The following is a 21,809-nucleotide window of genomic DNA, read 5'->3' as shown; positions in this document are numbered from 1 at the left end:
ATTCGTTATGATACCGTTTACAGGAAAACAGCTGCAGCTGATTCAGCTGCTTATGGAACAAAGCACACCGATTGCGTTGGATGAAATATCACAGCTTTTGCATGCAGGAAGGCGAAGTGTGTATTATATCGTGAATAAAACGAATGAGGTACTGCAGATGAATGCACTAAAGCCTGTGATGTGCAAACGGGGAGCCGGTTATTTTCTGTTGGATGAGCAGAAGCAGCAGCTATCCGCCCTTCTGAAAAAGCGGCAGCTGCAGCCGGATGTACTGACACCTCAGCAGCGTGTCAGCTTTCTGATCTGCTATATGATCTATCCCAAAGCAGTTATTCATGTGGAGGATATCATGCAGTTGTTAAAATGCAGCCGCAATACCGTGTTCAGTGATTTGAAGAATGTGAAGGAGCAGCTGAAAGCCTATGGTCTGGAGCTGCGCATCGATTTGAAAAACGGATACGGCATCGAGGGAAAGGCATTCAACAAGCGGGCGGTTCTGCTGTATTTTCTGAAGCAGCTGCTGGATGAGGTGAATTATCACGCATTGCCCTTTCTGGACACAGCGCTGGTGGACGATTATTATGGAAGACTACAGAAAATATCCAGTGAGCGTGAGCATGAATACCGACAGGACAATCTGCTATCCATCGCCTGTATGCTGAGCATTATCCGCGATTCACCGGAGCAGTATGATTTTTCTCTCATGGAGCTGCGTGATCTGTGTGAAACACAGGAGCTGGATTTGATTGACCGTTATTTTCAGGAGCTGAATGTGCATGAGCGGCTGTATCTCGCACTGCATCTTTTGGGCTCCAAGGCAAGCAGGGAGCTGTGTCCGCAGGATGATGAGCATGATATCCGCATCTTTGAATTATCCAGCCGTCTTGTGGAAACCTTTGAGCGTACGGCATGTGTATCCTTTGATGATAAAAATGACCTGATCAATTCCATCTATATGCATTTAAAGCTGTCCATGTATTACAACCGTCTTTCCATCCAGGTCGTAAACCCGCTGATCGATGAAATACAGAAGCAGTACAAGGATATTTATATGATTACACAGCTGGTATGCGAAGACCTCAGGGATTTGTTTCAGATGCCGATCATAGATAGTGAAATCGCTTATCTGACCATGCACTTCGGCGGACATCTGAAGCAGGGAGTGCGCTGCTATGATGAAATCCGTATTCTGATTGTCTGTCCCAGCGGTATTTCCACATCCATGCTTCTCAAGCGGGAAATCGAGGGGCTGTATGCGAATGTGCGGGTTGTGGATACCGCGAGTCTGGAGCACGTGCAGGAATATGAGCAGCAGGTGGATTTCATTGTATCGACAATCGATGTACAAAGCGAGGTGCCGGTAATCCGGGTGCATCCGATTTTAAGCAGAGAGGATAAGGCACGAATCGCTTCCATGATGATGCTGAATTTCGACTGCTATGAAATCAACAATGAAAAGCTGGGCGGTCTGTTTTCCATCATCGCCTCCTATGTGAAGGAAACGGATATGGACGCCCTGAAGCGGGATGTTCTGGCCTATCTCAACCGGGGAAACTCCTTTGTCGGTATTCATGATAAAGAGCAGCTCGGTCTGCTGGATATATTGCAAAAGGAGGATATACAGGTTCTGGAGCAGGTGGATTCCTGGAAGGAGATGATTCAGACGGCATCCGCACCGCTGCTGAGCCGCGGTGTCATTCAAAACAGCTATGTACAGGAAATGATCCATCTGGTGGATGAGTACGGACCGTATATCCTGCTGGCGAATTCCGTTGCCGTAGCCCATGCGAAGCCGGAGCACGGGGCATTCCGTCTGGGACTGTCTCTTCTGATCTGTCATGAGGATGTATATCTTGATGAGGTGTCCGCAGTGCGGTATCTGTTTGTACTATCGGATGCTGCTCATGACAAGCATTTGAATGTCCTGCACGAAATCCTGCAGCTGAGCAGAAACAGCACGCTGCTTGCACAGCTGGATGTATGCACAAGCGCAGCCGAGGTACGCAGGGCACTGCTGCATGCATTTTCCTAATTCCAATAGAGTCCAACGACTTGCACTTTCAAGTTCGGTCAGGTTGGACTTTTTTCTATACGCTGTCATTTGTATAATGAACCTGTAAAGAGATGCATATCTTTCAGGCATGGAGGTGAAGGCAATGAAAGAAGAAGTGCTGTCCGTTGACAACATTCAGATACAGGAGCGCTCCTGTGACTGGAAATCCGCTATAGAAACCGCAGTGAAGCCATTGATTCAAAACGGCTTTGTGGAAGAGAAGTATACAGCCGCCATACTTCGCAATATTGAGGCATGGGGACCTTACTTCATGGCCGGACCCTACATCATACTTCCACACGCAAGACCTGAGGAGGGCGTGCGGAAAAATCAGATTTCCATTTTGTCATTAAAAAAACCGGTATATTTTGACGATGGAAGCATACCGATCCGCTTGTTGATGATTCTGGCTTCTGTAGATTCAAAATCACATCTGCGAATCCTGAAGATGCTGGCGAGTGTAGTAACGGATGAGACAACACTGCGAAGCCTGCTGAAAAGCAACACGCCGCAGGAGCTGTTTCAATGTTTTCAGGCAAAGGAATCGAAGGGAGGGAGAGAAGATGGGATTTCAATTCATACCGCAACTGATTGAAACGGATGTATGTGTAAAGGACAAGGAAGAGGTCATCCGCTATCTGGCGGACAAGCTGAAAACACATGGATGCAGTGATGCGGCATATGCGGATAAGGTGCTGCTGCGGGAGCAGGAATATCCAACCGGGCTGCGTACCAAATGTGCGGCAATCGCTATACCACATGCCTTTGATCCGGCAGTCAGCGGCAATCATGTCGCACTGGCTATCCTGCAGCAGCCGATCCGCTTTTGCAACATGGAGGATATGGACAGTGAAATTGACGTTGACATGGTGTTTCTCATGGCAATCAGCAGTGCCCATGAGCAGCTGGGAATGCTGCAGACCATCATGCGGATGCTGGGGGATGACACGCTGTTTACCCGGCTTGTGAAGCTGCATGATGCAGATGAGGTATGCAGGCAGCTGAATGCATTTATAGAAGGACAGAAATCATAAGGAAAAGGAGAGGCTACGAGTATGAAAAAAATTGTAATCGCCTGCGGGGCAGGACTGGCAACCTCCAGCATGGTTCGTGAAAAGGTGGAGGAGGAACTGAAGGAGCATGGGATTTCCTGTGAAATCATGCAATGCACCCTGCACGAGGTAGAGGGCTATGACGGTCAGGTGGATCTGATCATCACGACGATGAAGGTAAAGAAGAAATTCACAACACCGCTCGTTCACGGCAGTGCCTACCTGACAGGCATCAATGAGGAAGCAGTTACGCAACAGATTATGGATATTCTCGCGTAGCTTGCGGATAAGAACAGGAGAGAAAATTATGCAGACAGTATTAGACATCATTCAGTATATCGTCGACCTGGGAAGTTATGTATTTGTACCGATTCTGATGTGCATCATCGGATTGATTTTCGGACTGAAGCCTTCCAAGGCCATCAAAGCGGGGGTAACGGTGGGAATCGGACTCATCGGAGTCAGTATTGTATCAACCCTAACGGCAGATTCCCTGTCACCGGTCATCAATGAAATGGTCAAGGTGCTGAATCTGAATCTGACCGCAATCGATGTCGGCGGATCACCGGCGGCAGCTGTTGGCTTCGGAAGTCTGCTTGGGGCTGCGCTGATTATCGTCATTCTGATTACCAATATCGTTCTGGTCGCTTTAAAGCTGACCAAAACAGTGAATGTCGACATTTACAACTTCTGGTATTTTGCTATAACAGCAGGCTTTGTTCAGCTCCTTACCGGAAGCTACTGGCTGGCAATCCTGGCAGGAGTCACACATGCCATTCTGGGACTGAAGGTCGCAGATGTCATGGCACATCGCACACAGGAAATTATCGGTATTGATGCCATCTCCATTCCACACGGCTTTGCGGCGGCAAGTGCACCGCTGTTCATGCTGCTGGATAAGGTATATGACCGGATTCCCTATCTGAAGCACCGTAAGGAAAGTGAAGAGGAGAGTGGAGAGCACGGTATCGGAAAGGTGATCGGCTCTGTGCTGGGACAGCCAATCTATCTGGGATTGATCATGGGACTGCTGTTCGGCGTGGTAGCCGGCTATGATTTCAAGGGGATTGCGGATGTGACGATGAAGACAGCTGCGATCATGATGCTGTTTCCGACAATGGTAAAAATGATCGTCAACGGTCTGATTCCGATATCCAATCAGGCAAAGAAATTCTTCACCACACATTTTAAGGACAGAGAACTGTATATCGGACTGGATTCTGCGGTAACCATCGGACATCCTGTGACAATCAGTGTCGGCTTTCTGATGATTCCGGTCTTCATGGTCTTTGCGGCAATTCTTCCCGGCAATACCACGCTGCCCCTTGGTGAGGTACCGTTTGCGGCCTTCTATGTGTGCTTTGCGACCATCGTTCACCGCGGTAACCGTAAAAGAACAATTATATCCAGCCTGATTTTTATTCCGATCGTGCTGTGGATTTCAAGCTGGGCAGCACCGCTGTTCACGGAGCTCGCCTCCAATGCCGGACTGAGCTATGTACAGGCCGGACAGCAGGCAACGACCATGGCTCTTGGAAATATGTTTATCTGGCTGCCGACCGTCCTGGCTCAGACACCGGTGATCGGTGCAGGCATCCTGATTATCATTGATATCGCAGTACTGTTTGGCGGAAAGGTTATCGAGCGCTATTATGCGAAAGAGGATGCGGCATTTGAAGCGAAGTATTATGAATAAGGTGAACCCTGTATAAAGTATAATGGAATTTAAAAAATGAAACAGGCAAAGTGAGATTGTCTGATGCGTTATGAACGACATAAAATTTCGTATCTCAATAGGTAAAGGAAAGAGGTAGGTAGTATGAAAAAAGTTAACATCGGAGTGGTAGGAGCCGGAATTTACGGTAATTATCATATCCGTACGTATAGTTGTGACCCGCATGTGGAAACGGTGGTGTTCTGTGATTTGAACGAGGAGCGCAGAGCAGCCACACAAAACCGCTATCAGATCAGAGGCTATGCAGATGTCAAGGAAATGATTACGGCAGAGAAGCTGGATGCTATCAGCATTGCGACACCGGACCCTTATCACTATGAACCGGCAAGGGCTGCCATGGAGGCAGGTATCAAATATCTGATGATTGAAAAACCGCTGGCAACCTCCGTAGAAGAATGTGAAGAACTGATTGCCATGGCAGAGAAGTACGGTGTGCAGATTGCCGTGGACTTCCATAAACGCTGGGATCCGGCCTATAACAATATGCGTGATGAAATCCTGATGGATAAAGAAAACATCATCCGCGGCTATATGTCACTGGATGATGTGATCGATGTTCCTATGAACTGGTTTACCTGGACTGATCAATCCTCACCCTCCTGGTTTCTCGGTGTGCACTGCTATGATCTGATTCGCTATGTAAGCGGCAGTGAGGTGGAGAGCGTGTATGCAGTCGGGAATAAACAGGTACTAAAAAAGCAAGGCTATCAGACCTATGACAGTATCCAGGCCATTCTGACGATGCAGGATGGAAGCAGCTGGACGGTGGAAAACTCCTGGATTCTTCCCAATACGTATCCGAAATCAAATGACGGACAGCTTGTGATCGTGACGGAGCACAAGTATCTGAAGAATGAATCCTATCGGGGAGTTAAAACCTATACTGACAAAAAGGCAAGTCTGCCAAACTATATCTTCATGAAGTTTGATGAACATCATGCAAGCGGCTTTGGACTGGAGCCGATGCAGGACTTCGTCAGTGACATCGTAAACCAGCGCTCCTTCCGGACAAATGCGTATGATGGTTTACAGGCGACAAGAATCGCTGCCGCAGTGCATGCATCCGCAGAAAGCGGCAACGTCATCCATCTGTAAAAGAACAGGGCAGAACGATCTGATAGCTTGCAGGTACAGTATACTACAAATCTCAGCTCTCGTCCTGCCTTTTTACATATTCAAAAAAGAAAAGCTGCCATTACGAAACGTGCAGCCTAGGCTGCACCTGAGAGCAATCCTTTCCGGTTATCATAAAACATCCTATCGGGAAATCCTTATGACAATGGAAAAGCTGTTTTGATAATCAACGGTGGAGCTTTCTGTCAGGAAATCCATATTTACTGAAAAATCAATCAGAAAAGCTTTCATCAGACAGATAGAAATCCACTGCAGCTGTTTGATTCATATCCGATGCATAAGCGATAGGAAACACATTTGATTTCATCCAACGCGTGAACAAGTGCTGCGTTAGCTGTAAAGCTTTATTTCTTCCTCCAGGCGTTCCATGGAATGAACCGTTATAATACCCGATTTATAATCCAGAATCCCATCCCTGATCAATGTATGCACAACCCTGTTGATGCTGCGTATATTGGAGCCCGTTCCCTCTACCAGAAGATCCTTGGTGATCGTGAGGTCTTTTTTGCACAGGGTGTTGTAAATCATATACATAATCCTGTATTTCAGGGGGTAAAAGGCATTTACTCTTTCCCGTTTACTGCAATCGTAATTCCTCTGTGCAATCAACGTCGTAATATATAAGGTAAATGCATTATCTGCACGCAGCCATTTTAGAAATTGTGCATTTTCCAGCTTCAGCACCCTGCATTCCGTAACGGCTTCCACGGTGGAGACGGTCTCTTTATCAATGAGTGCCTCCAGCTCTCCGTAAATCGTCACACCGGTATCAATATCCTCTATGTAGACATTTCCATTGATTTCAGAGTGATAGTTTTTTACAATTCCGTTCAACAGGATGTAGATGCAGTCACTTTTTTTATTCTGTTCCATCAGCTTATCCTGAAAGGAATAGGTCTGTTCCTGAAAATGAGAGCGGATATCGGCAGGACAGGCGGCTATAAAGGTTGTCAGATCAGGTTTCATACGTACCTCCAACGTGTATCATATGTATAATATCACAGATTATATAAGTATTTCCATGCGAATCAGAACATGATTTTATTTCTGCCCTGCTCGAGATAGCTTTCGTACCATTCTATCAATCCGGCAATGGAGAGGATGAATTGAATAATCACCAGAATCAGCATGATAAAATAGCCGTTCAGGACATAAATTACCATGAAGAGAAGATTGCTTATAATCCATAAAATCCAGTTTTCATACAGCTTTCTGCTCAGCCAGTATTGAGCGATAAAGCCAAGGATAGCTGTCAGACTGTCCAGGATGGCATTCTGAGCATGCAGGATATTGATTTCCACATAACCCCATACAGCCCACAGAAGTAGGATGATCGCAATCCAGAGAAGCTGCCCCTGTCTGTTTAAGCCGGATGTTTTTGTGCTGTTGCCGTCATCCCCCTTTCCCCAGTAATACCATCCATAGATATTGAAGATGACCTGAAAGCAGGCCAGAATCGCCAGTGCGTATAAGCCTGTTGTATAATAGATATACAAATATGCAAGCACGGTGATAATACCAAATATGAAGTTTGAAATTTTTTCCTTTGATAGCAGCCATACATTGATAATGCCCATCACCGAGGCGAAGATTTCAATGAGGCTGGACTTTATGCTGTAGCCTGCAAGGATGCAGAGCAGACAGGATAGTATGGCAAAAATCGGGCTTTTGGTTAGTTCGGTTGACTTCTTAATGATATTCATATGGGCTCCTCCTATAATTCTTTGATGAATCTTCCAATCAGAATCATCGCTTTGTCAGAAATGCTCTGACAATTCTCCATTACCTGTTCATGTGTGATTTCCTGATCGGAATAGGCGGCTGCCGGACATGGAACACCGGATAAGGCTAAAACCTTCATCCCGCAGTGATTGGCGATGATAACCTCCGGAATGGTGGACATTCCGACAATATCGGCGCCCAGTCTTGCCGCCATATAGGTTTCCATGACGGTTTCATAGCTCGGCCCCGAAAACATTGCATAAACGCCTTCCTTCAGTTCAATGTGTTCCTGTGCTGCAAGCTCTTTTATCTGCTGTATACAGTCTCGATCATATGGATAGGCAAGGTCGGGAAACCGCTCTCCGTATTCCTCTAAATTTTCTCCGATCAAAGGATTGAAGCCGGAGAAATTCAGATGGTTGCGAATGACGAATAAATCCTGTGCCTTTACGGATTCACCGGCCTGCCCGCTGCAGTTTGTAATGATGATGGTTTCTACACCAAGACGCTTCATGACACGAACAGGAAGTGTTACCCTGCTGGGTGAATAGCCTTCATAGCAATGGCATCTTCCTTTCATGACTACCACCTCTTTCCCCTGTATTCTCCCGATGATCAGGGTTCCTTCATGTCCTGCGACACCGGGCACCGGGAAATGGGGGATATCCGCATATCGGTACTGCTCAGGTTGTTCGATCATATCAGCAAGCTGATGATATCCGGTCCCTAAAATGATTCCGATTGCGGGAGTGTAGTGCGTACGCTTTCTGATATACTCGTACGCTTCGTTGATTTCTTCTCTTACATGCATTGTCTGTACCTCGCTTTACATATTTACGACCATGGACATTATGCCAATTTGTGATAGCGTTTTCAAGGACATTTGTCCACGAGTTTATGTGCTGTCTGTATTCTGCCGGATGCTGCACAGCAGACTCTTCGCAAACTATCTATCCGTTTTATTGAGCTGTGGATTTGCATGGCACGCGTATGAAAAGCATACAGGAGGCTTGCGTTGGCTTCGTCTATGCAGATTGAATTCAATAAAGCAGCAATCGTCAGAAATAAAAAACTGCACGGTGCCGGGTATGTAATGCAGGAAAAAAAGGACACAAAAATAGGATATATACCAAGCTACATGAGAGGGTATATATCCTTTTACTTATCATTCAGCAGTATAGCTCTTGAAAAGTCTACTGCGGATTCTCTGCCATATCCGCATAGCGTATGTTTTCCGAGGTATTGATCTTCGGAGTATTCGCATACAGATCATTCAAATTAAACGTAAAGCTGTTCATCTGCAGCTGTCTGCGTGCCGCATCATAGGCATTCACAACCGCATGCACCTCATCCCGGCTGAACAGATACACATTGCTTACACCAAGGGACGGATCCAGACTTGCCACATACAGGTCTTCATAGACACCGTTATCACTGGTGATGGAGGAAATCGTCCATGGCTTCAGCTCATTCAGCTCACCGGATACAAAATCCGCAATCTTCTCTGCCGGCATATTGGTGATAATGTAATTCGGTGCAATATCCATCAGATCATTCACCTTGGTTAACCCGTTTGCGGAGATCAGCTTATTGATGATTGCCTTGATAATGCGCTGCTGTGCACGCTCTCTTCCGGCATTGTCATAGCCCTTGGTCTTACGGTGCCGGGAATAGGCGAGCGCCTGCTTGCCGTTTAAGTGCTGCTTGCCCTTTTTCAGACAGATCAGGTCCTCTTTCTTAAAGCTTCGATTTTCATCCTGTTCACAGAAGTCAATTTCCACATCCACATCAATACCGCCGATCGTATCGACAATTTCAATCAGGGAATTGAAGCTTACACGGGCATAGTAATCAATCGGGATACCGAAGAAGTTCTGTATCGTTTCCACACTGTTTTCAATCCCGTCGTTTCCGGTATGCGTCAGCTTGTCGTTTTTATAATCGTAGGCGGCATTCGGTATGTAGCCGTCTCTTGGCAGAGACACCATATCAATGTGATTCGCCTTCGGATTGACAATCAGAATCAGATTCGTATCACTTCTTGTCTGCTGGTCCGGACTTCCCATATTATCAAGTCCGCTCAGATAGACGGTGAAGGTATCCTTTGTGACATCGATATCGGGACCGCTGGCGGCATCATTTTTCTTTTTGTAGGTCTGAATGATATCCACACTGTCCGCAAAGCCGTCAATATTGGATTTGGACATATCATAATAGGAATCGGAAATAACAAAGGCATTCACCGTTTCCAGATTCAGATCGCTGTACAGCGTTGTATAATCCAGCTCTTCCTTGGGCGTGGTATTGCCAACCTCGCTGTCCAGCTTTTCCCTTGCATAGGCGGCATTTTTCTTATCGACGCCCTTCTGATAGCCGATCGTTTTGCCTTCCAGCTGGGAAAGGGAATCAATACCGCTGCCCTTTTTCACGACCACATAGATTTCCGTGGTGGAGCCTGCCGCATTTTTGCTCATCTTATGCAGCGTGCTTCGTGATTTATCCAGAAAATATCCCCCGGTACCGATAACCACCGTCAAAAGAAGGATAAACAGACGCTTGACGATCACAGCCCACTTGGGAAGCTTCTTCATGGACAGCATAAATAATATAAGGAACAGAATCAGCAGAATACCTGCGGCTGCCATCGTCCATTTCACCGGAAGGATGCCAAAGGTAAATGCTATGGTAAAGGATACGATTCCCACAATCAGAAACACCAGCAGAAACAGCAGGTCAATCGTGCGGGTATAGTATCGTTTCGGTTTTTGTTTTGCCATATGTATCACACCTCAGTTAGTCAGTCTACATTATAGTATAAACAAATTTAAAATACTATGGCGGATTTCTGAAAATTTCGTAATAACTATAGAGTACCATGCCGTTTTGGGTTATAATTGAAGTTGTTTTCTAAAGAAAAGGAAGACAAAGTATAGTATAATAGTCGAGAAGGTAAATAAGAGGTGATGTTGTGTCGTTTTTAGATCAATTGAATGAGCATCAGTTAGAGGCAGTACAGTGTGTGGATCATCACCTGCGGATCATTGCGGGGGCAGGAAGTGGAAAGACCCGGGTGGTAACGACCAGAATTGCATATCTGATCAATGACTGCGGAGTATATCCGAATAAAGTATTAGCCATCACCTTTACGAATAAGGCGGCTAGAGAAATGAAAGAGCGAGTGGAAAATCTGCTGGGAGATGTAGCCAAGGCGGTTACGATTTCCACCATTCACTCCTTTTGTGTGCGTCTGTTGCGGGAGGACATTCTGGAGCTGGGATATCCGAGGAATTTCACGATTCTGGATGCGGATGACCAAAAGAGCATTTTGCGGGATGCCTACAAGCAGATGCATATCGATGTCAAAAGCTACAGCTACAACAGTGTGCTGTCGTACATAAGCAACAACAAAACGAATTTTATTGATGCCGCAACAGCCAAGGCGGGTGCCGGCAAATGGGCGGGTGAACAGATCAAGGCCGATGTCTACGAGTTTTACGAGAAGCGCCTGAAGGAAATGTATGCGCTGGATTTCGATGATCTGCTGATTTTTGCCCACCGTATATTGAAAAGCAAGGAAGAGGTACGCGCAAAATGGCAGCGCCGCTTCACGTATCTGCATGTCGATGAGTTTCAGGATGTCGATAATCTGCAGTATGCCATCATCAAGCTGCTGGTAAAGGAAGGCAGCTATCTGTGCGTGGTCGGCGATCCCGATCAGACGATTTATACCTGGCGTGGTGCACAGGTGGATATCATTATGAATTTTGAAAGGGATTTTCCGGACAGCCATACCGTTGTGCTGAATGAGAACTACCGTTCCACCCAGCAGATTCTGAACGGTGCGAATGCACTGATCAAGAATAACCGCAACCGTATCGATAAGGATTTGTTCACCCGTGTGGAGAGTGAGGATAAAATCATTCATTTCTCTGCTATGGATGATGCAAACGAACCGGTCTGGGTTGCCAGCAAAATCATGACGCTGCATCACGATCATGTTGACTATCGGGATATTGCGATTTTGTATCGCTCCAACTTTCTGTCAAGAGGTCTGGAAAAAGTGCTGCTGGATTTCCATATTCCGTATCGCATCTATGGAGGTGTGCGCTTCTATGACCGTGCGGAGATCAAGGATGCCTTAAGCTATCTGCGTCTGTTGGCTCCCTTTGATGAACAGGATCCCAAGGCGCTGTACAAAAATCTTGCCGTCAAGCGCGTCATCAATTCTCCGAAGCGAGGAATCGGTGCAAAGACGCTGGAAACCATCGAGCTGCAGGCAAACCATGATGAAACGAATATGTATGATGTCCTGTGCGAATATGAAATCGGAAAGGGCAAGGCAAGAGCCAACATACAGGCGTTTGTTGCGATGATTGAGGAATGCCGCATGCTGGTGGATACTATCAGCATCGATCAGCTGCTGGAGAAGGTGCTGGAGGACAGCGGTTATCTGGATATGCTGCGGGAAGACAAGGAAATCGAGCGTCTGGAAAATATCAAGGAACTGATCGGGGATATCTCGGATTATGTGGAAGCACATCCGGAGGGTACCCTGAATGAATACCTGCAGGAAATCTCCCTGTATTCCGATAAGGAGGAACAGGAGAACGGGGACTTTGTACAGCTGATGACGATTCATGCCGCAAAGGGTCTGGAATTTGATAATGTCTTTGTGTACAGCCTGTGCGAGGGAATCTTCCCGAATGAACGCTCTGTGGGAGAAGGCGGACAACCGGCGCTGGAGGAAGAACGCCGTCTTGCCTATGTTGCCTTTACACGGGCTAAAAAACAGCTGTTTTTATCCGACTCCTACGGCTACAGCTATGTACTGGATAAAATCAAAACAACCTCCCGGTTCATCAAGGAGCTTCCCGAGGACTGTATCGAGGATGTCGGCGCAAAACCGCGGAATACATTTTCCAGCGATGTCGATACCTTCAGCGGCAGTGACTTTCTGTCCATGCACAGCAGTGACATGGTACAGCATCGTCCTCAGGAAAGCAGCGGCTATGCAAGACAGGCCGAGCGAAAATTAAGCGATGTACGCATTGCAGATTCATTTGACGGAGCACCAATCATAAATGAGGATAGGAAACCTAAGAAAAAGGGTAAAATAAGAAAAGGCGATCTGGTTCATCACGAAAGCTTCGGAGACGGCGTTGTCATCAAGCTGGAGGAACAGCTGGCAACGATAGCCTTCGAACAGAAATTCGGAATCCGAAAGATCAAGATCGACCATCCGGCTTTATCGAAAAAATAGGAGGTTTCTAATGAGTCAGCAGAGGATTTTAGAATTACGAAGTATATTGGACAGGCTGGCGTACGAATATTACGTACTGGATCAGCCAAGTAAAAGCGATCAGGAATATGACCGCTATTATCAGGAGCTGGTGGCACTGGAGGATGAATTCCCACAGTACCGCGACCCCAATTCCATTACGCAGCGCGTTGGCGGTGTCGTACTGGATGCATTCACGAAGGTGGAGCATAAGCGCACCATGCTGAGTCTGGGCAATGCCTTCAATCTGGAGGATCTGCATGCCTTTGACGAGCGTGTGCGGGAAGTGGTGCCAAACGCACGCTATGTGGTGGAGCTGAAAATTGACGGACTTGCCATGTCCCTGATTTATCGCGACGGGCGCTTTGTACAGGCACTGACCCGCGGAGATGGGGTTGTCGGTGAGGATGTTACGCACAATGTCAAAACAATCCCATCCATTCCGATGCATATCCCGCTACAGGGTGAGGTGGAAGTGCGCGGAGAGGTGTATATGCCCAATGCCAGCTTTCAGATGCTGAATGAGGAACGGGAAAAGAACGGGGAAGAACTGTTTGCGAATCCGCGAAATGCGGCGGCGGGAAGTATCCGTCAGCTGGACAGCTCGGTTGCGGCAAAGCGTAAGCTGGATGCCTTCTGGTATTACTTTGTGAATGCACAGGAATACGATATTCATTCCCATGAAGAGGCACTGCAGAAGATGAGTGAAATGCATCTGCGGGTGAATCCGCTTCGTAAGGTGTGTGAGCGCATCGATGAGGTGTGGCAGTTTATCGAAGAAATTACAGAGCAGCGAAATGATCTGCCCTACGCGATTGACGGTATGGTCATCAAGGTGGATGATCTGGACGCACAAAATCGTCTGGGCTCCACGGTCAAGGTGCCGCGCTGGGCGATTGCATATAAATTTCCTGCCGAAGAGGTTATCACAAAGCTGCTGGATATCGTGGTAACGGTTGGAAGAACGGGACGTATTACTCCGAATGCCGTACTGGAGCCGGTGCGGGTTGCGGGTACAACGGTATCGGCGGCACAGCTGCACAATGAGGATATGATTAAGGAAAAGGACATCCGTATTCATGATGATGTCGTGGTACGCAAGGCCGGAGATATCATACCGGAGGTCGTTCGACCGCTGCTTGAGCGAAGAAACGATACGCAGGCGGTTTACCACTTTCCAACGCACTGCCCGATCTGCGGAAGTGAGCTGGTACGCTTTCCTGAGGAAGCTGCCCATTACTGCATCAATCAGGACTGCCCCGCCCGTGTTGTGGAAAGCATGATTCATTTTGCGAGTCGGGATGCGATGGATATCGATACACTGGGTGATAAGAAAGTGGAATTTTTCCATAAGCAGGGCTTTTTGAATACCATTGAAGATATATACTGCCTGAAGGAGCATCGGCAGGAGCTGATCGATCTGGAGGGCTTTAAAGAAAAGTCGGTAGATAAGCTGCTGGATGCCATTGAGGACAGCAAGCAGAATCCGCTGGAGGATCTGATCTATGGACTGGGCATCCGCCAGGTCGGCAAGAAAGCCGCAAAGGTTCTGGCAAAGCATTTTCTGAGCATGGATGCACTGATGGCAGCGAATGAGGAAGAGCTTGTGGCAATCAAGGATATCGGACAGATTACGGCAGAGAGCATCACCGCCTTTTTCCATGAGCCGAAGAACATGGAGCTGATTGCCCATTTAAAGGGCTATGGCCTGCGGATGGATACCGAGGCTGAGCAGATTCAGGAAAGCTCATTCAGCGGCAAAACCATCGTACTGACCGGTACGCTGACGCAGATGACACGAAATGATGCCAAGGCGTTGCTGGAATCTCTCGGGGCCAATGTCAGCGGCTCTGTTTCCAAAAAAACCGACCTTGTCATTTACGGCGAGGCGGCTGGCAGCAAGCTGACAAAAGCGAATTCCCTCGGTGTCATGACGATGGATGAGGATACCTTTATGAAAGAGGTGAACGGAAATGAACAGGAAACCTAGAGCAGTACCGATTCTGCTTCTTTGCAGCTGTATGCTGGTACTCGGCGGCTGTAATAAGGAAGATAAAAACAAGGCGGACAATGATAAAAGCAGTGAGGAAACAAAGGCCATCAACGAAGGGGAATACTCTGCACTGCTGCCGTTTTCAGTGAGTGATGCGGGGCAGAAGCATGCCCAGATGCAAACCAATCTGAGTGATACCCTGACCATTGGTACAGGGCTGATGGAGCTTTCCAAGGAATATTTCTCCAGTAAGACGTATGCCTTTCGGGGTGGAAAATATCTGGATTACAATACACTGGATGCCTCCGCGGATAACAGCGGACTGCTGGGGAGAACGAGCAAGAAAAATGCAAACGGTTTAAATCCTGCAGTGGGTGATGTATTTCCAACCGATGACGGGGATAAAAAAATAACAGCCAATGATGTGCTGCTGCTGGATATCTTTGAATATGACTGGTATCAGAACAAGGAGCTGAAAGGGCTGTCACTGGCGCTCGTATTCAATGATAAAATCGGTACGGAACCAAAGGAGGCAACCATCGACAGCGATAAAATGAAGCTGTATGGCGAGGAATGTGCGCGTAAGCTGGTTAATTATCTGCGAAAGGCAAAGCCGGAAATCGGAAACAACACACCGATTTATGTAGCGCTGTATAATACCTCCAGCGATGATGCGACGCTGCCGGGAACGTACTTTGAGGAAGCCTATTTTGAATCCAAGACCAATGCGGAATTCAAGGCGATCAATGAGAAATGGGCATTGTTTCCGACAAGCACGGCAACCAAGCTGGACGGGACAAACGCAACCTATTTCGACCGCTACAAGGCAAGCTTTCAGGATTTTCTGGGACAGGATATCGACATGATCGGCAAAGGTCATTTCATGGATAATGAGCTGACAGATCTGCGCATCAATGTGAAGCTGCATGCCAAGAGTGCGGATGAGGTCATTGCGGCGGTGCAGCTGCTGGATGAGCGGCTTTCCATCTTTTCCAGCAATAATTTTAAAATCACGGTCGTAGTCAAGGCGGATGATGTAGATGTCGCCACCATTACGAGAAACAAGGGTACCAGCAGTACGGTTGCACAGACACTGCTGTATTAATCCGGAAATAGAAAAGAAGAATAAAATGAATTTCGTAGGAACTGTTGCTATGCCTTTTCAAGATTTTCATGCAACGGTATAAATAAAAAAGGGAAGATCGAAAAGAGATGTGACGGTATTGAACAAAACGCATTCTCTTTTTCAGAAACCTGAATCGCACAAGGCGAAGGAATGGAGGCAATCATGGAAGAATTTAGTGCAGAATATTTCAAGAAGCTGGCACATGACATCATGTTTGATCTGAATGATGAAGAGGTCAGTGAGCTGCAGGAGGAATTTAAGGTTTTGCTGCAGCAGATCGAGCTGCTGGACGGCATTGATACAGAGGGTGTTGAAGAAATGATCTACCCGTTTGAAGCAGAAACGACATTTCTGCGTGAGGACAGCGTAGATAATGTAATATCACAGGAAGCCGCGCTTCTGAATGTGAAAAGTGCAAAAGCAGGGCATGTACATGTGCCAAAGGTGGTGAAGTAAAATGGATTTTGAAAGAGCGAGAAAGCAGGACGTGGAGGGCCGCGTTTACGAGGCTTTGGAAAAAGCGAAGGAAGCACAGGCGCGTTTAAATGCTGCTGTTACCTTTGTAGACCCGAAAGAGCAGCTGAAGGAGCTGGAAGCAATCGGCGCAGATGCAGCGATGTATGGCATGCCAGTTGTTTTAAAGGACAACGTGAATACGAAGGGAATCCGTACCACGGCATCCTCCCGCATTCTGGATAATTATATCCCGGTATACAATGCGCATATCGTTGATAAGCTGCAAGCTGCAGGCGCAGTTGTAATAGCAAAGGCCAGTATGGATGAGCTGGGCATGGGCGGAACCAACCGCAATGCGTACACAGGACCAGTTAACAATGCCTGGGATGAAAGCAGAATTTCCGGAGGAAGCAGCGGCGGCAGTGCAGCACTTGTAGCGGCTGGAGTCGTTCCGTTTGCCATTGGTACGGATACCGGTGACAGTGTGCGCAAGCCGGCCGCATACCAGGGGATTATCGGCATGAAGCCAACCTATGGAAGGATCTCCCGCTATGGTATCATTCCGTATGCATCCAGTCTGGATCATGTGGGTTATTTTACCACATCCGTACAGGATACAGCGGTTGCACTGGAGGTGCTGGCTGGTCGCGATGACCGTGACATGACCTCATCCAACCGTGCAGTGGAGGCCTATGCTGCTAACCTGAATCATGACCTTCGCGGAAAGCGAATTGCTGTTTTGGATAATGTACAGGAGGCGGTTGCAAATCCTGCAATCCGTGAGAATTTTGACGCTTTGATGAAGAAGCTGGAGGCACGCGGTGCTACTGTTACACATGTGCGCATGGATGATAAGCTGATGAAGGCACTGATGCCTACCTACTATATTATTGCGAATGCCGAGGCTACAGCCAACCATTCCAATCTGGATGGAATCCGTTTTGGTATGCGTGAGGCTGGAGAAAACGTGGAGGATGTCATGATCAACACCCGGACAAAGGGCTTCTGTTCCTATGTACGCAAGCGTTTTGTCATCGGAAGCTATTCTCTGTTTGTGGAAAATCAGGATAAGATCTTCCGCAAGGCGCAGAAGGTTCGCCGCCTGATTGTGGAGGAGCTGAACCGTGTTCTTGCCAACAGCGATGTTGTCATTGCCTCTGCTGCAGGAACAATCGCGCCGCTGGCAGAGGAATCCAAGGATTCTCATCTTGGGGCAGATAACAATGTGGTTGAAAATCATATGGTGCTGGGCAACTTCACCGGATATCCGAGCATGACCATGCCGACCGGCTTTGCGGAAGGTATGCCGATCGGTATCAATATGACGGCGAAGGCATTTGATGAGCAGACATTGTTTAATATCGGACTGGCGATTGAAGAGGAAACAGGATTAAAAGGTAATGATGTGGAGGTAGACGCATGAAATACGAAACAGTCATAGGGATTGAAATCCACTGCGAGCTGAAAACCAAAACAAAAATGTTCTCAGGGGCACCGACATCCTTTGGAGAGGTAGCGAATACCTGTGTAAATGAAGTGGATCTGGGACATCCCGGAACACTCCCCTGTGTAAATAAGGATGCTGTGCGTCTGGCAATTCTGGCCGCAACGGCATTGAAGTGTGAAATCGATCCGCTGGTGAAGTTTGATCGCAAGAACTATTATTATTCCGATCTTCCAAAGGGCTTCCAGATAACCCAGCAGTTTCACCCGATTGGCTCCAACGGTGTCATCACCATTAAAACGGATGACGGGGAAAAGGATATCCGCATCAACCGTATTCATATGGAAGAGGATACCGCTAAGCAGTTTCACAGCGATGCGGGGACACTGGTAGACTACAACCGTGCGGGAACACCGCTGGTGGAAATCGTCAGTGAACCGGATATCCGAAACGGGGCAGAGGCAGCTGCCTATGTGGAAAAGCTGAGAAGTATGCTGTATTACCTTGGAGTCAGTGATGTTAAAATGGAAGAGGGAAGCATGCGCTGTGATGTCAATGTTTCCATACGTCCGCAGGGCAGTGAAGCTCTTGGTACCAAAACCGAGGTCAAAAATCTGAATTCCATTTCCAATGTACAGAAGGCGATTGATGCAGAGGTGGCACGTCAAAGGGAGCTGCTGGAAAACGGTGAGGAAGTCGTACAGGCAACCCGTCGTTATGATGAAACGCAGAAAACAACGATTCTGATGCGGAAAAAGGAAGGAAACGTGGACTACAAGTTCTTCCCGGAACCGAATATTCCACCGATTCGTCTGGATGCGGCATGGATCAAAGACATTCAGGATAATATGGAGGAGCTTCCGGATGAGCGTAAGGCACGCTATATGCACGATTATGCACTGAAGGAATACGATGCTGATGTACTCGTTGCCAATCGTGAGCTGAGCAACTTTTTCGATGAGGTATGTCAGTATACAAAGAACTATAAGAAGGCAGCAAACTGGGTGATCGTTGAGGTTACAGCTGCATTGAATAAGGCAAATATCAAGCTGGTGGATAATCCGTGTAATCCAAAGCATCTTGCGGATATGGTAAATATGGTGGATGCCGGTGAAATCAGCGGCAAGCAGGCAAAAATTGTGTTTGAGGACATCATGCAGGGCAAGGATCCGAAGAAGGTCGTGGAAGAAAAGGGTATGAAGCAGATGAGCGACAGCAGTGAGCTGCTTGCTATGGTCAGCGCTGTTCTGGATAACAACCCGCAATCCATTGAAGACTTCAAAAACGGTAGGGACCGTGCTGTCGGCTTCCTGATTGGTCAGGTAATGAAGGCCAGCAAGGGACAGGCGAATCCGGCGATGACGAATAAGCTGATTCAGGAGGAGTTGAAAAAGCGCTAGCATTCTGTTGCGCCAGCCGGTGATGAGGCCTGCGAGCGTAAGGCACGGATGCTATGCGAAACACCGGTTTATATATTGCAGGGTAGCTTTTGAAAAAGCCTGTCTGTGAAGCTGTCAATTTTAGGAAATCGTAAGAAGATTCCCGCTGTAATTCTCGCGGTTTTGTGTTATACTGGTAAATGTGCTATACTAGAAACACAATCGTGTAATCAGGCATGACTCCTAAGGAGTATGCTCATTGTCTATATAGTCAGGAGTGAACCCCATGAGTAAAAAGAAGAAAAAAACAAAAGCAGGCGGCGGAAAGAGCAAGATACTATACTGGATTGCCGGTATTGTTATTCTGATTCCTGTACTGCTGCTTGGATGGATTTATCTGAGTGCCAAGGAGAGCAGCGGAAGTCCTACGGTCGGCAGCCGTTTTGACAATTCACTGAATCCGGCCATAACAGAAGAGCAGCTGGACAAGGTGAAGTCCGCAATGAAGCTGGATGGTGTTGAAAGCGTTGAAGTCAATTTGATCAGTGCTACCTTGCGTATCAATATTGATACAAAGGATGATGCCAGCAGTGCCAAGGTGAAGAGTATTATGAATGAAGCCTATGATAAGGTGAATGATATTCTTCCTATCAAGAAGTATTTTACAAATAACGATTCCGATAAGATGTATGATCTGGAAGTGCATGTTTATAATTTCATTCCGGATGACAAGCATTCTGCGGATGATCAGATTTATAAGATCAAGACGAAGACAGCGGCAGCGAAGAAGCCGAATGTTTCTACACCTTCATCTCCGAAAAATAAATCCGTCGCAGAAAAGCTGTTAAAGCAGCAGGAAGAAGCAGCTAAGAAAAACAAGTAAAAGGGCGGCCTGCCCTTTTTTCAATGAGGTGAGAAGATGAAGAGAAATGATCAGGTATATGGTGTCTGCAGCGGATATACGCACGACGGGCACGGGGTTGTAAAGATAGACGGCTTTCCGCTGTTTGTGAAAGGCATGCTGGAGGGGGAAGCGGGAGAGCTGGTTGTCACGATGGCAAAAAAGAAATTTGGCTATGGCAGGCTGATGAAGAGAAGTAAAACATCCTCACAGCGTGTTGCTCCACCCTGTCCGATTGCAAAGCAGTGCGGAGGCTGTCAGCTTCAGCATATGTCCTATGCGGAGCAGCTGCGGTTTAAGAAGCAGAAGGTGCAGGATGTGATGCAGCGGATAGCACACCTTGATATTGAGGTGCGGGATGTGCTGGGGATGCAGGATTGCTATACCAATTATCGCAACAAAGGGCAGATTCCGGTCGGAGTTGAGAAAGGTAAAACGGTTACTGGCTTTTATCGTATCAATTCCAATGCCATCATTGATACGGATACGTGTCTGATTCAGAGTGAACGAATCAATGCGGTATTACAGGAAATGCGTAAATTATTTGAGAAGTATCAGAATGCGAAGCTGTTTCGTCATCTGTTGATCAAGCATGCATTTTCCAGTGATGAGGTAATGGTTGTCTGGATTGTGCGTTCCTTTCAGATTCCACATGGGAAGGAGATGGTACAGGAGCTGACTGCGGCATTGCCGTTTGTGAAGAGTGTCATATTAAATCTGAATGTGCGGGATGATAATGTCATTTTGGGGGATAAGGAACAGCTGCTGTTTGGGGAGCGTGCTATCACTGACAGTATTCATGATTTGAAGTTTTCCATATCCTCAAAGTCCTTTTATCAGGTGAATCCAAGACAGACGGAGATATTATATGGAAAGGCTCTGGAGTTTGCACAGCTTACGGGAAAGGAAACGGTGCTGGATCTGTATTGTGGAGTCGGGACGATTTCTATGTTTTTAGCACAGCGGGCAAAACATGTGACGGGAATTGAAATTGTACCGCAGGCGATTCGTGATGCGAGAAAGAATGCGGCATTAAATGGCATTGCGAATATTGAGTTTGTGTGCAGCGATGCGGCTGACTATGCGAAAAAGCTGTGTGAGCAGGGGGCACATCCGGATGTGATTGTGGTAGATCCGCCGCGCAAGGGGTGTGATGCGCAGACGATTGACAGTATGGTGATGATGCAGCCAAAACGGATTGTTTATGTGTCCTGTGATCCCGGGACACTGGCAAGGGATTTAAAGCTGCTGGAGGAGAAGGGGTATCGTACAGAAATTGTGCAGCCTCTGGATATGTTTCCGTTCACGCATCATGTTGAGTGCGTTTGTTTGCTCACCCGAAACAAGTAGAAAAAGTGCCGAAAAAGCGATAAAATGGGCATTTATCGGAAGTCGGTGCAGTGAGCAACCGAGCGGTAAATTTTAAAAGCGGGGCGAGATTGCAGAAATGACTTGGTGGAATTTTGTAATCTGCCCTATGACTTATTATTCAATTATGGATTGGTGAGTGTTTAGGACTGCTGGCATAGTGCGAGT

General features: G+C 47.2%; 18 protein-coding genes. 14 read left to right on the top strand and 4 right to left on the bottom strand.

Annotated elements, in window-relative coordinates; genetic code table 11:
• Positions 1-7: 7 nt before the first annotated feature.
• From KSZ58_RS16895 to KSZ58_RS16870, 6 genes are all read left to right on the top strand, one after another.
• Positions 8-2,032, top strand: coding sequence for a BglG family transcription antiterminator (locus tag KSZ58_RS16895; RefSeq protein ID WP_009587711.1), 2,025 nt, complete (start codon positions 8-10; stop codon positions 2,030-2,032).
• A gap of 124 nt (positions 2,033-2,156) precedes the next feature.
• Complete coding sequence (locus KSZ58_RS16890; RefSeq protein ID WP_008818820.1) at positions 2,157-2,648, top strand: PTS sugar transporter subunit IIA; 492 nt, start codon at positions 2,157-2,159, stop codon at positions 2,646-2,648.
• Positions 2,617-3,087: a PTS sugar transporter subunit IIA gene (locus tag KSZ58_RS16885; protein ID WP_008818821.1), complete on the top strand. Its 471-nt coding sequence runs from the start codon at positions 2,617-2,619 to the stop codon at positions 3,085-3,087. Before KSZ58_RS16890 ends, KSZ58_RS16885 begins: the two co-directional genes overlap by 32 nt.
• A gap of 21 nt (positions 3,088-3,108) precedes the next feature.
• Positions 3,109-3,384 carry a PTS sugar transporter subunit IIB gene (locus tag KSZ58_RS16880; RefSeq protein ID WP_008818822.1) on the top strand — a complete coding sequence of 92 codons (276 nt, stop codon included), beginning with the start codon at positions 3,109-3,111 and terminating at the stop codon, positions 3,382-3,384.
• 28 nt (positions 3,385-3,412) lie between these two features.
• Positions 3,413-4,801: a PTS galactitol transporter subunit IIC gene (locus KSZ58_RS16875; RefSeq protein ID WP_008818823.1), complete on the top strand. Its 1,389-nt coding sequence runs from the start codon at positions 3,413-3,415 to the stop codon at positions 4,799-4,801.
• 123 nt (positions 4,802-4,924) lie between these two features.
• Positions 4,925-5,935, top strand: a complete 1,011-nt coding sequence (locus KSZ58_RS16870) for a Gfo/Idh/MocA family protein (RefSeq protein ID WP_008818824.1) — start codon at positions 4,925-4,927, stop codon at positions 5,933-5,935.
• Between the two features lie 369 nt (positions 5,936-6,304).
• On the opposite strand, the gene KSZ58_RS16865 is transcribed toward KSZ58_RS16870, so the two are convergent.
• The 4 genes from KSZ58_RS16865 to KSZ58_RS16850 all read right to left on the bottom strand — a co-directional run bounded on the left by KSZ58_RS16865 (position 6,305) and on the right by KSZ58_RS16850 (position 10,473).
• The gene (locus tag KSZ58_RS16865; RefSeq protein ID WP_008818825.1) at positions 6,305-6,940 is read right to left on the bottom strand and encodes a Crp/Fnr family transcriptional regulator; all 636 of its coding nucleotides are present in this window, start codon (positions 6,938-6,940) and stop codon (positions 6,305-6,307) included.
• Positions 6,941-7,002: 62 nt separating this feature from the next.
• On the bottom strand, positions 7,003-7,677 hold the full coding sequence (gene pnuC / locus KSZ58_RS16860; protein WP_008818826.1) for a nicotinamide riboside transporter PnuC: 675 nt from the start codon (positions 7,675-7,677) through the stop codon (positions 7,003-7,005).
• A gap of 11 nt (positions 7,678-7,688) precedes the next feature.
• The gene (locus KSZ58_RS16855; RefSeq protein WP_008818827.1) at positions 7,689-8,507 is read right to left on the bottom strand and encodes a purine-nucleoside phosphorylase; all 819 of its coding nucleotides are present in this window, start codon (positions 8,505-8,507) and stop codon (positions 7,689-7,691) included.
• A 382-nt stretch (positions 8,508-8,889) separates the two neighbouring features.
• Positions 8,890-10,473 carry an LCP family protein gene (locus KSZ58_RS16850; RefSeq protein WP_008818828.1) on the bottom strand — a complete coding sequence of 528 codons (1,584 nt, stop codon included), beginning with the start codon at positions 10,471-10,473 and terminating at the stop codon, positions 8,890-8,892.
• Positions 10,474-10,664: 191 nt separating this feature from the next.
• Between KSZ58_RS16850 and KSZ58_RS16845 the strand changes: the two genes are divergently transcribed.
• From KSZ58_RS16845 to rlmD, 8 genes are all read left to right on the top strand, one after another.
• The gene (locus tag KSZ58_RS16845) at positions 10,665-12,956 is read left to right on the top strand and encodes an ATP-dependent helicase (RefSeq protein WP_008818829.1); all 2,292 of its coding nucleotides are present in this window, start codon (positions 10,665-10,667) and stop codon (positions 12,954-12,956) included.
• Positions 12,957-12,966: 10 nt separating this feature from the next.
• The gene (ligA, locus tag KSZ58_RS16840; protein WP_009270933.1) at positions 12,967-14,964 is read left to right on the top strand and encodes an NAD-dependent DNA ligase LigA; all 1,998 of its coding nucleotides are present in this window, start codon (positions 12,967-12,969) and stop codon (positions 14,962-14,964) included.
• The gene (locus KSZ58_RS16835; RefSeq protein WP_008728486.1) at positions 14,948-16,072 is read left to right on the top strand and encodes a CamS family sex pheromone protein; all 1,125 of its coding nucleotides are present in this window, start codon (positions 14,948-14,950) and stop codon (positions 16,070-16,072) included. Before ligA ends, KSZ58_RS16835 begins: the two co-directional genes overlap by 17 nt.
• A gap of 183 nt (positions 16,073-16,255) precedes the next feature.
• On the top strand, positions 16,256-16,549 hold the full coding sequence (gatC, locus tag KSZ58_RS16830) for an Asp-tRNA(Asn)/Glu-tRNA(Gln) amidotransferase subunit GatC (protein WP_002607587.1): 294 nt from the start codon (positions 16,256-16,258) through the stop codon (positions 16,547-16,549).
• A gap of 1 nt (position 16,550) precedes the next feature.
• Positions 16,551-17,972: an amidase family protein gene (locus KSZ58_RS16825; protein ID WP_022300114.1), complete on the top strand. Its 1,422-nt coding sequence runs from the start codon at positions 16,551-16,553 to the stop codon at positions 17,970-17,972.
• Positions 17,969-19,393, top strand: a complete 1,425-nt coding sequence (gene gatB / locus KSZ58_RS16820; RefSeq protein ID WP_142419882.1) for an Asp-tRNA(Asn)/Glu-tRNA(Gln) amidotransferase subunit GatB — start codon at positions 17,969-17,971, stop codon at positions 19,391-19,393. The genes KSZ58_RS16825 and gatB overlap by 4 nt, the downstream gene beginning before the upstream one ends.
• A gap of 265 nt (positions 19,394-19,658) precedes the next feature.
• Positions 19,659-20,255: a hypothetical protein gene (locus KSZ58_RS16815; RefSeq protein WP_002607584.1), complete on the top strand. Its 597-nt coding sequence runs from the start codon at positions 19,659-19,661 to the stop codon at positions 20,253-20,255.
• A 36-nt stretch (positions 20,256-20,291) separates the two neighbouring features.
• Complete coding sequence (gene rlmD, locus KSZ58_RS16810) at positions 20,292-21,623, top strand: 23S rRNA (uracil(1939)-C(5))-methyltransferase RlmD (protein ID WP_008818833.1); 1,332 nt, start codon at positions 20,292-20,294, stop codon at positions 21,621-21,623.
• Positions 21,624-21,809 lie beyond the last annotated feature (186 nt).

The sequence above is a fragment of the Erysipelatoclostridium sp. DFI.2.3 genome (assembly GCF_019132535.1).
Taxonomy (GTDB): domain Bacteria; phylum Bacillota_I; class Bacilli_A; order Erysipelotrichales; family Erysipelotrichaceae; genus Clostridium_AQ; species Clostridium_AQ innocuum.
This window is presented reverse-complemented; position numbering and strand designations above follow the sequence as displayed.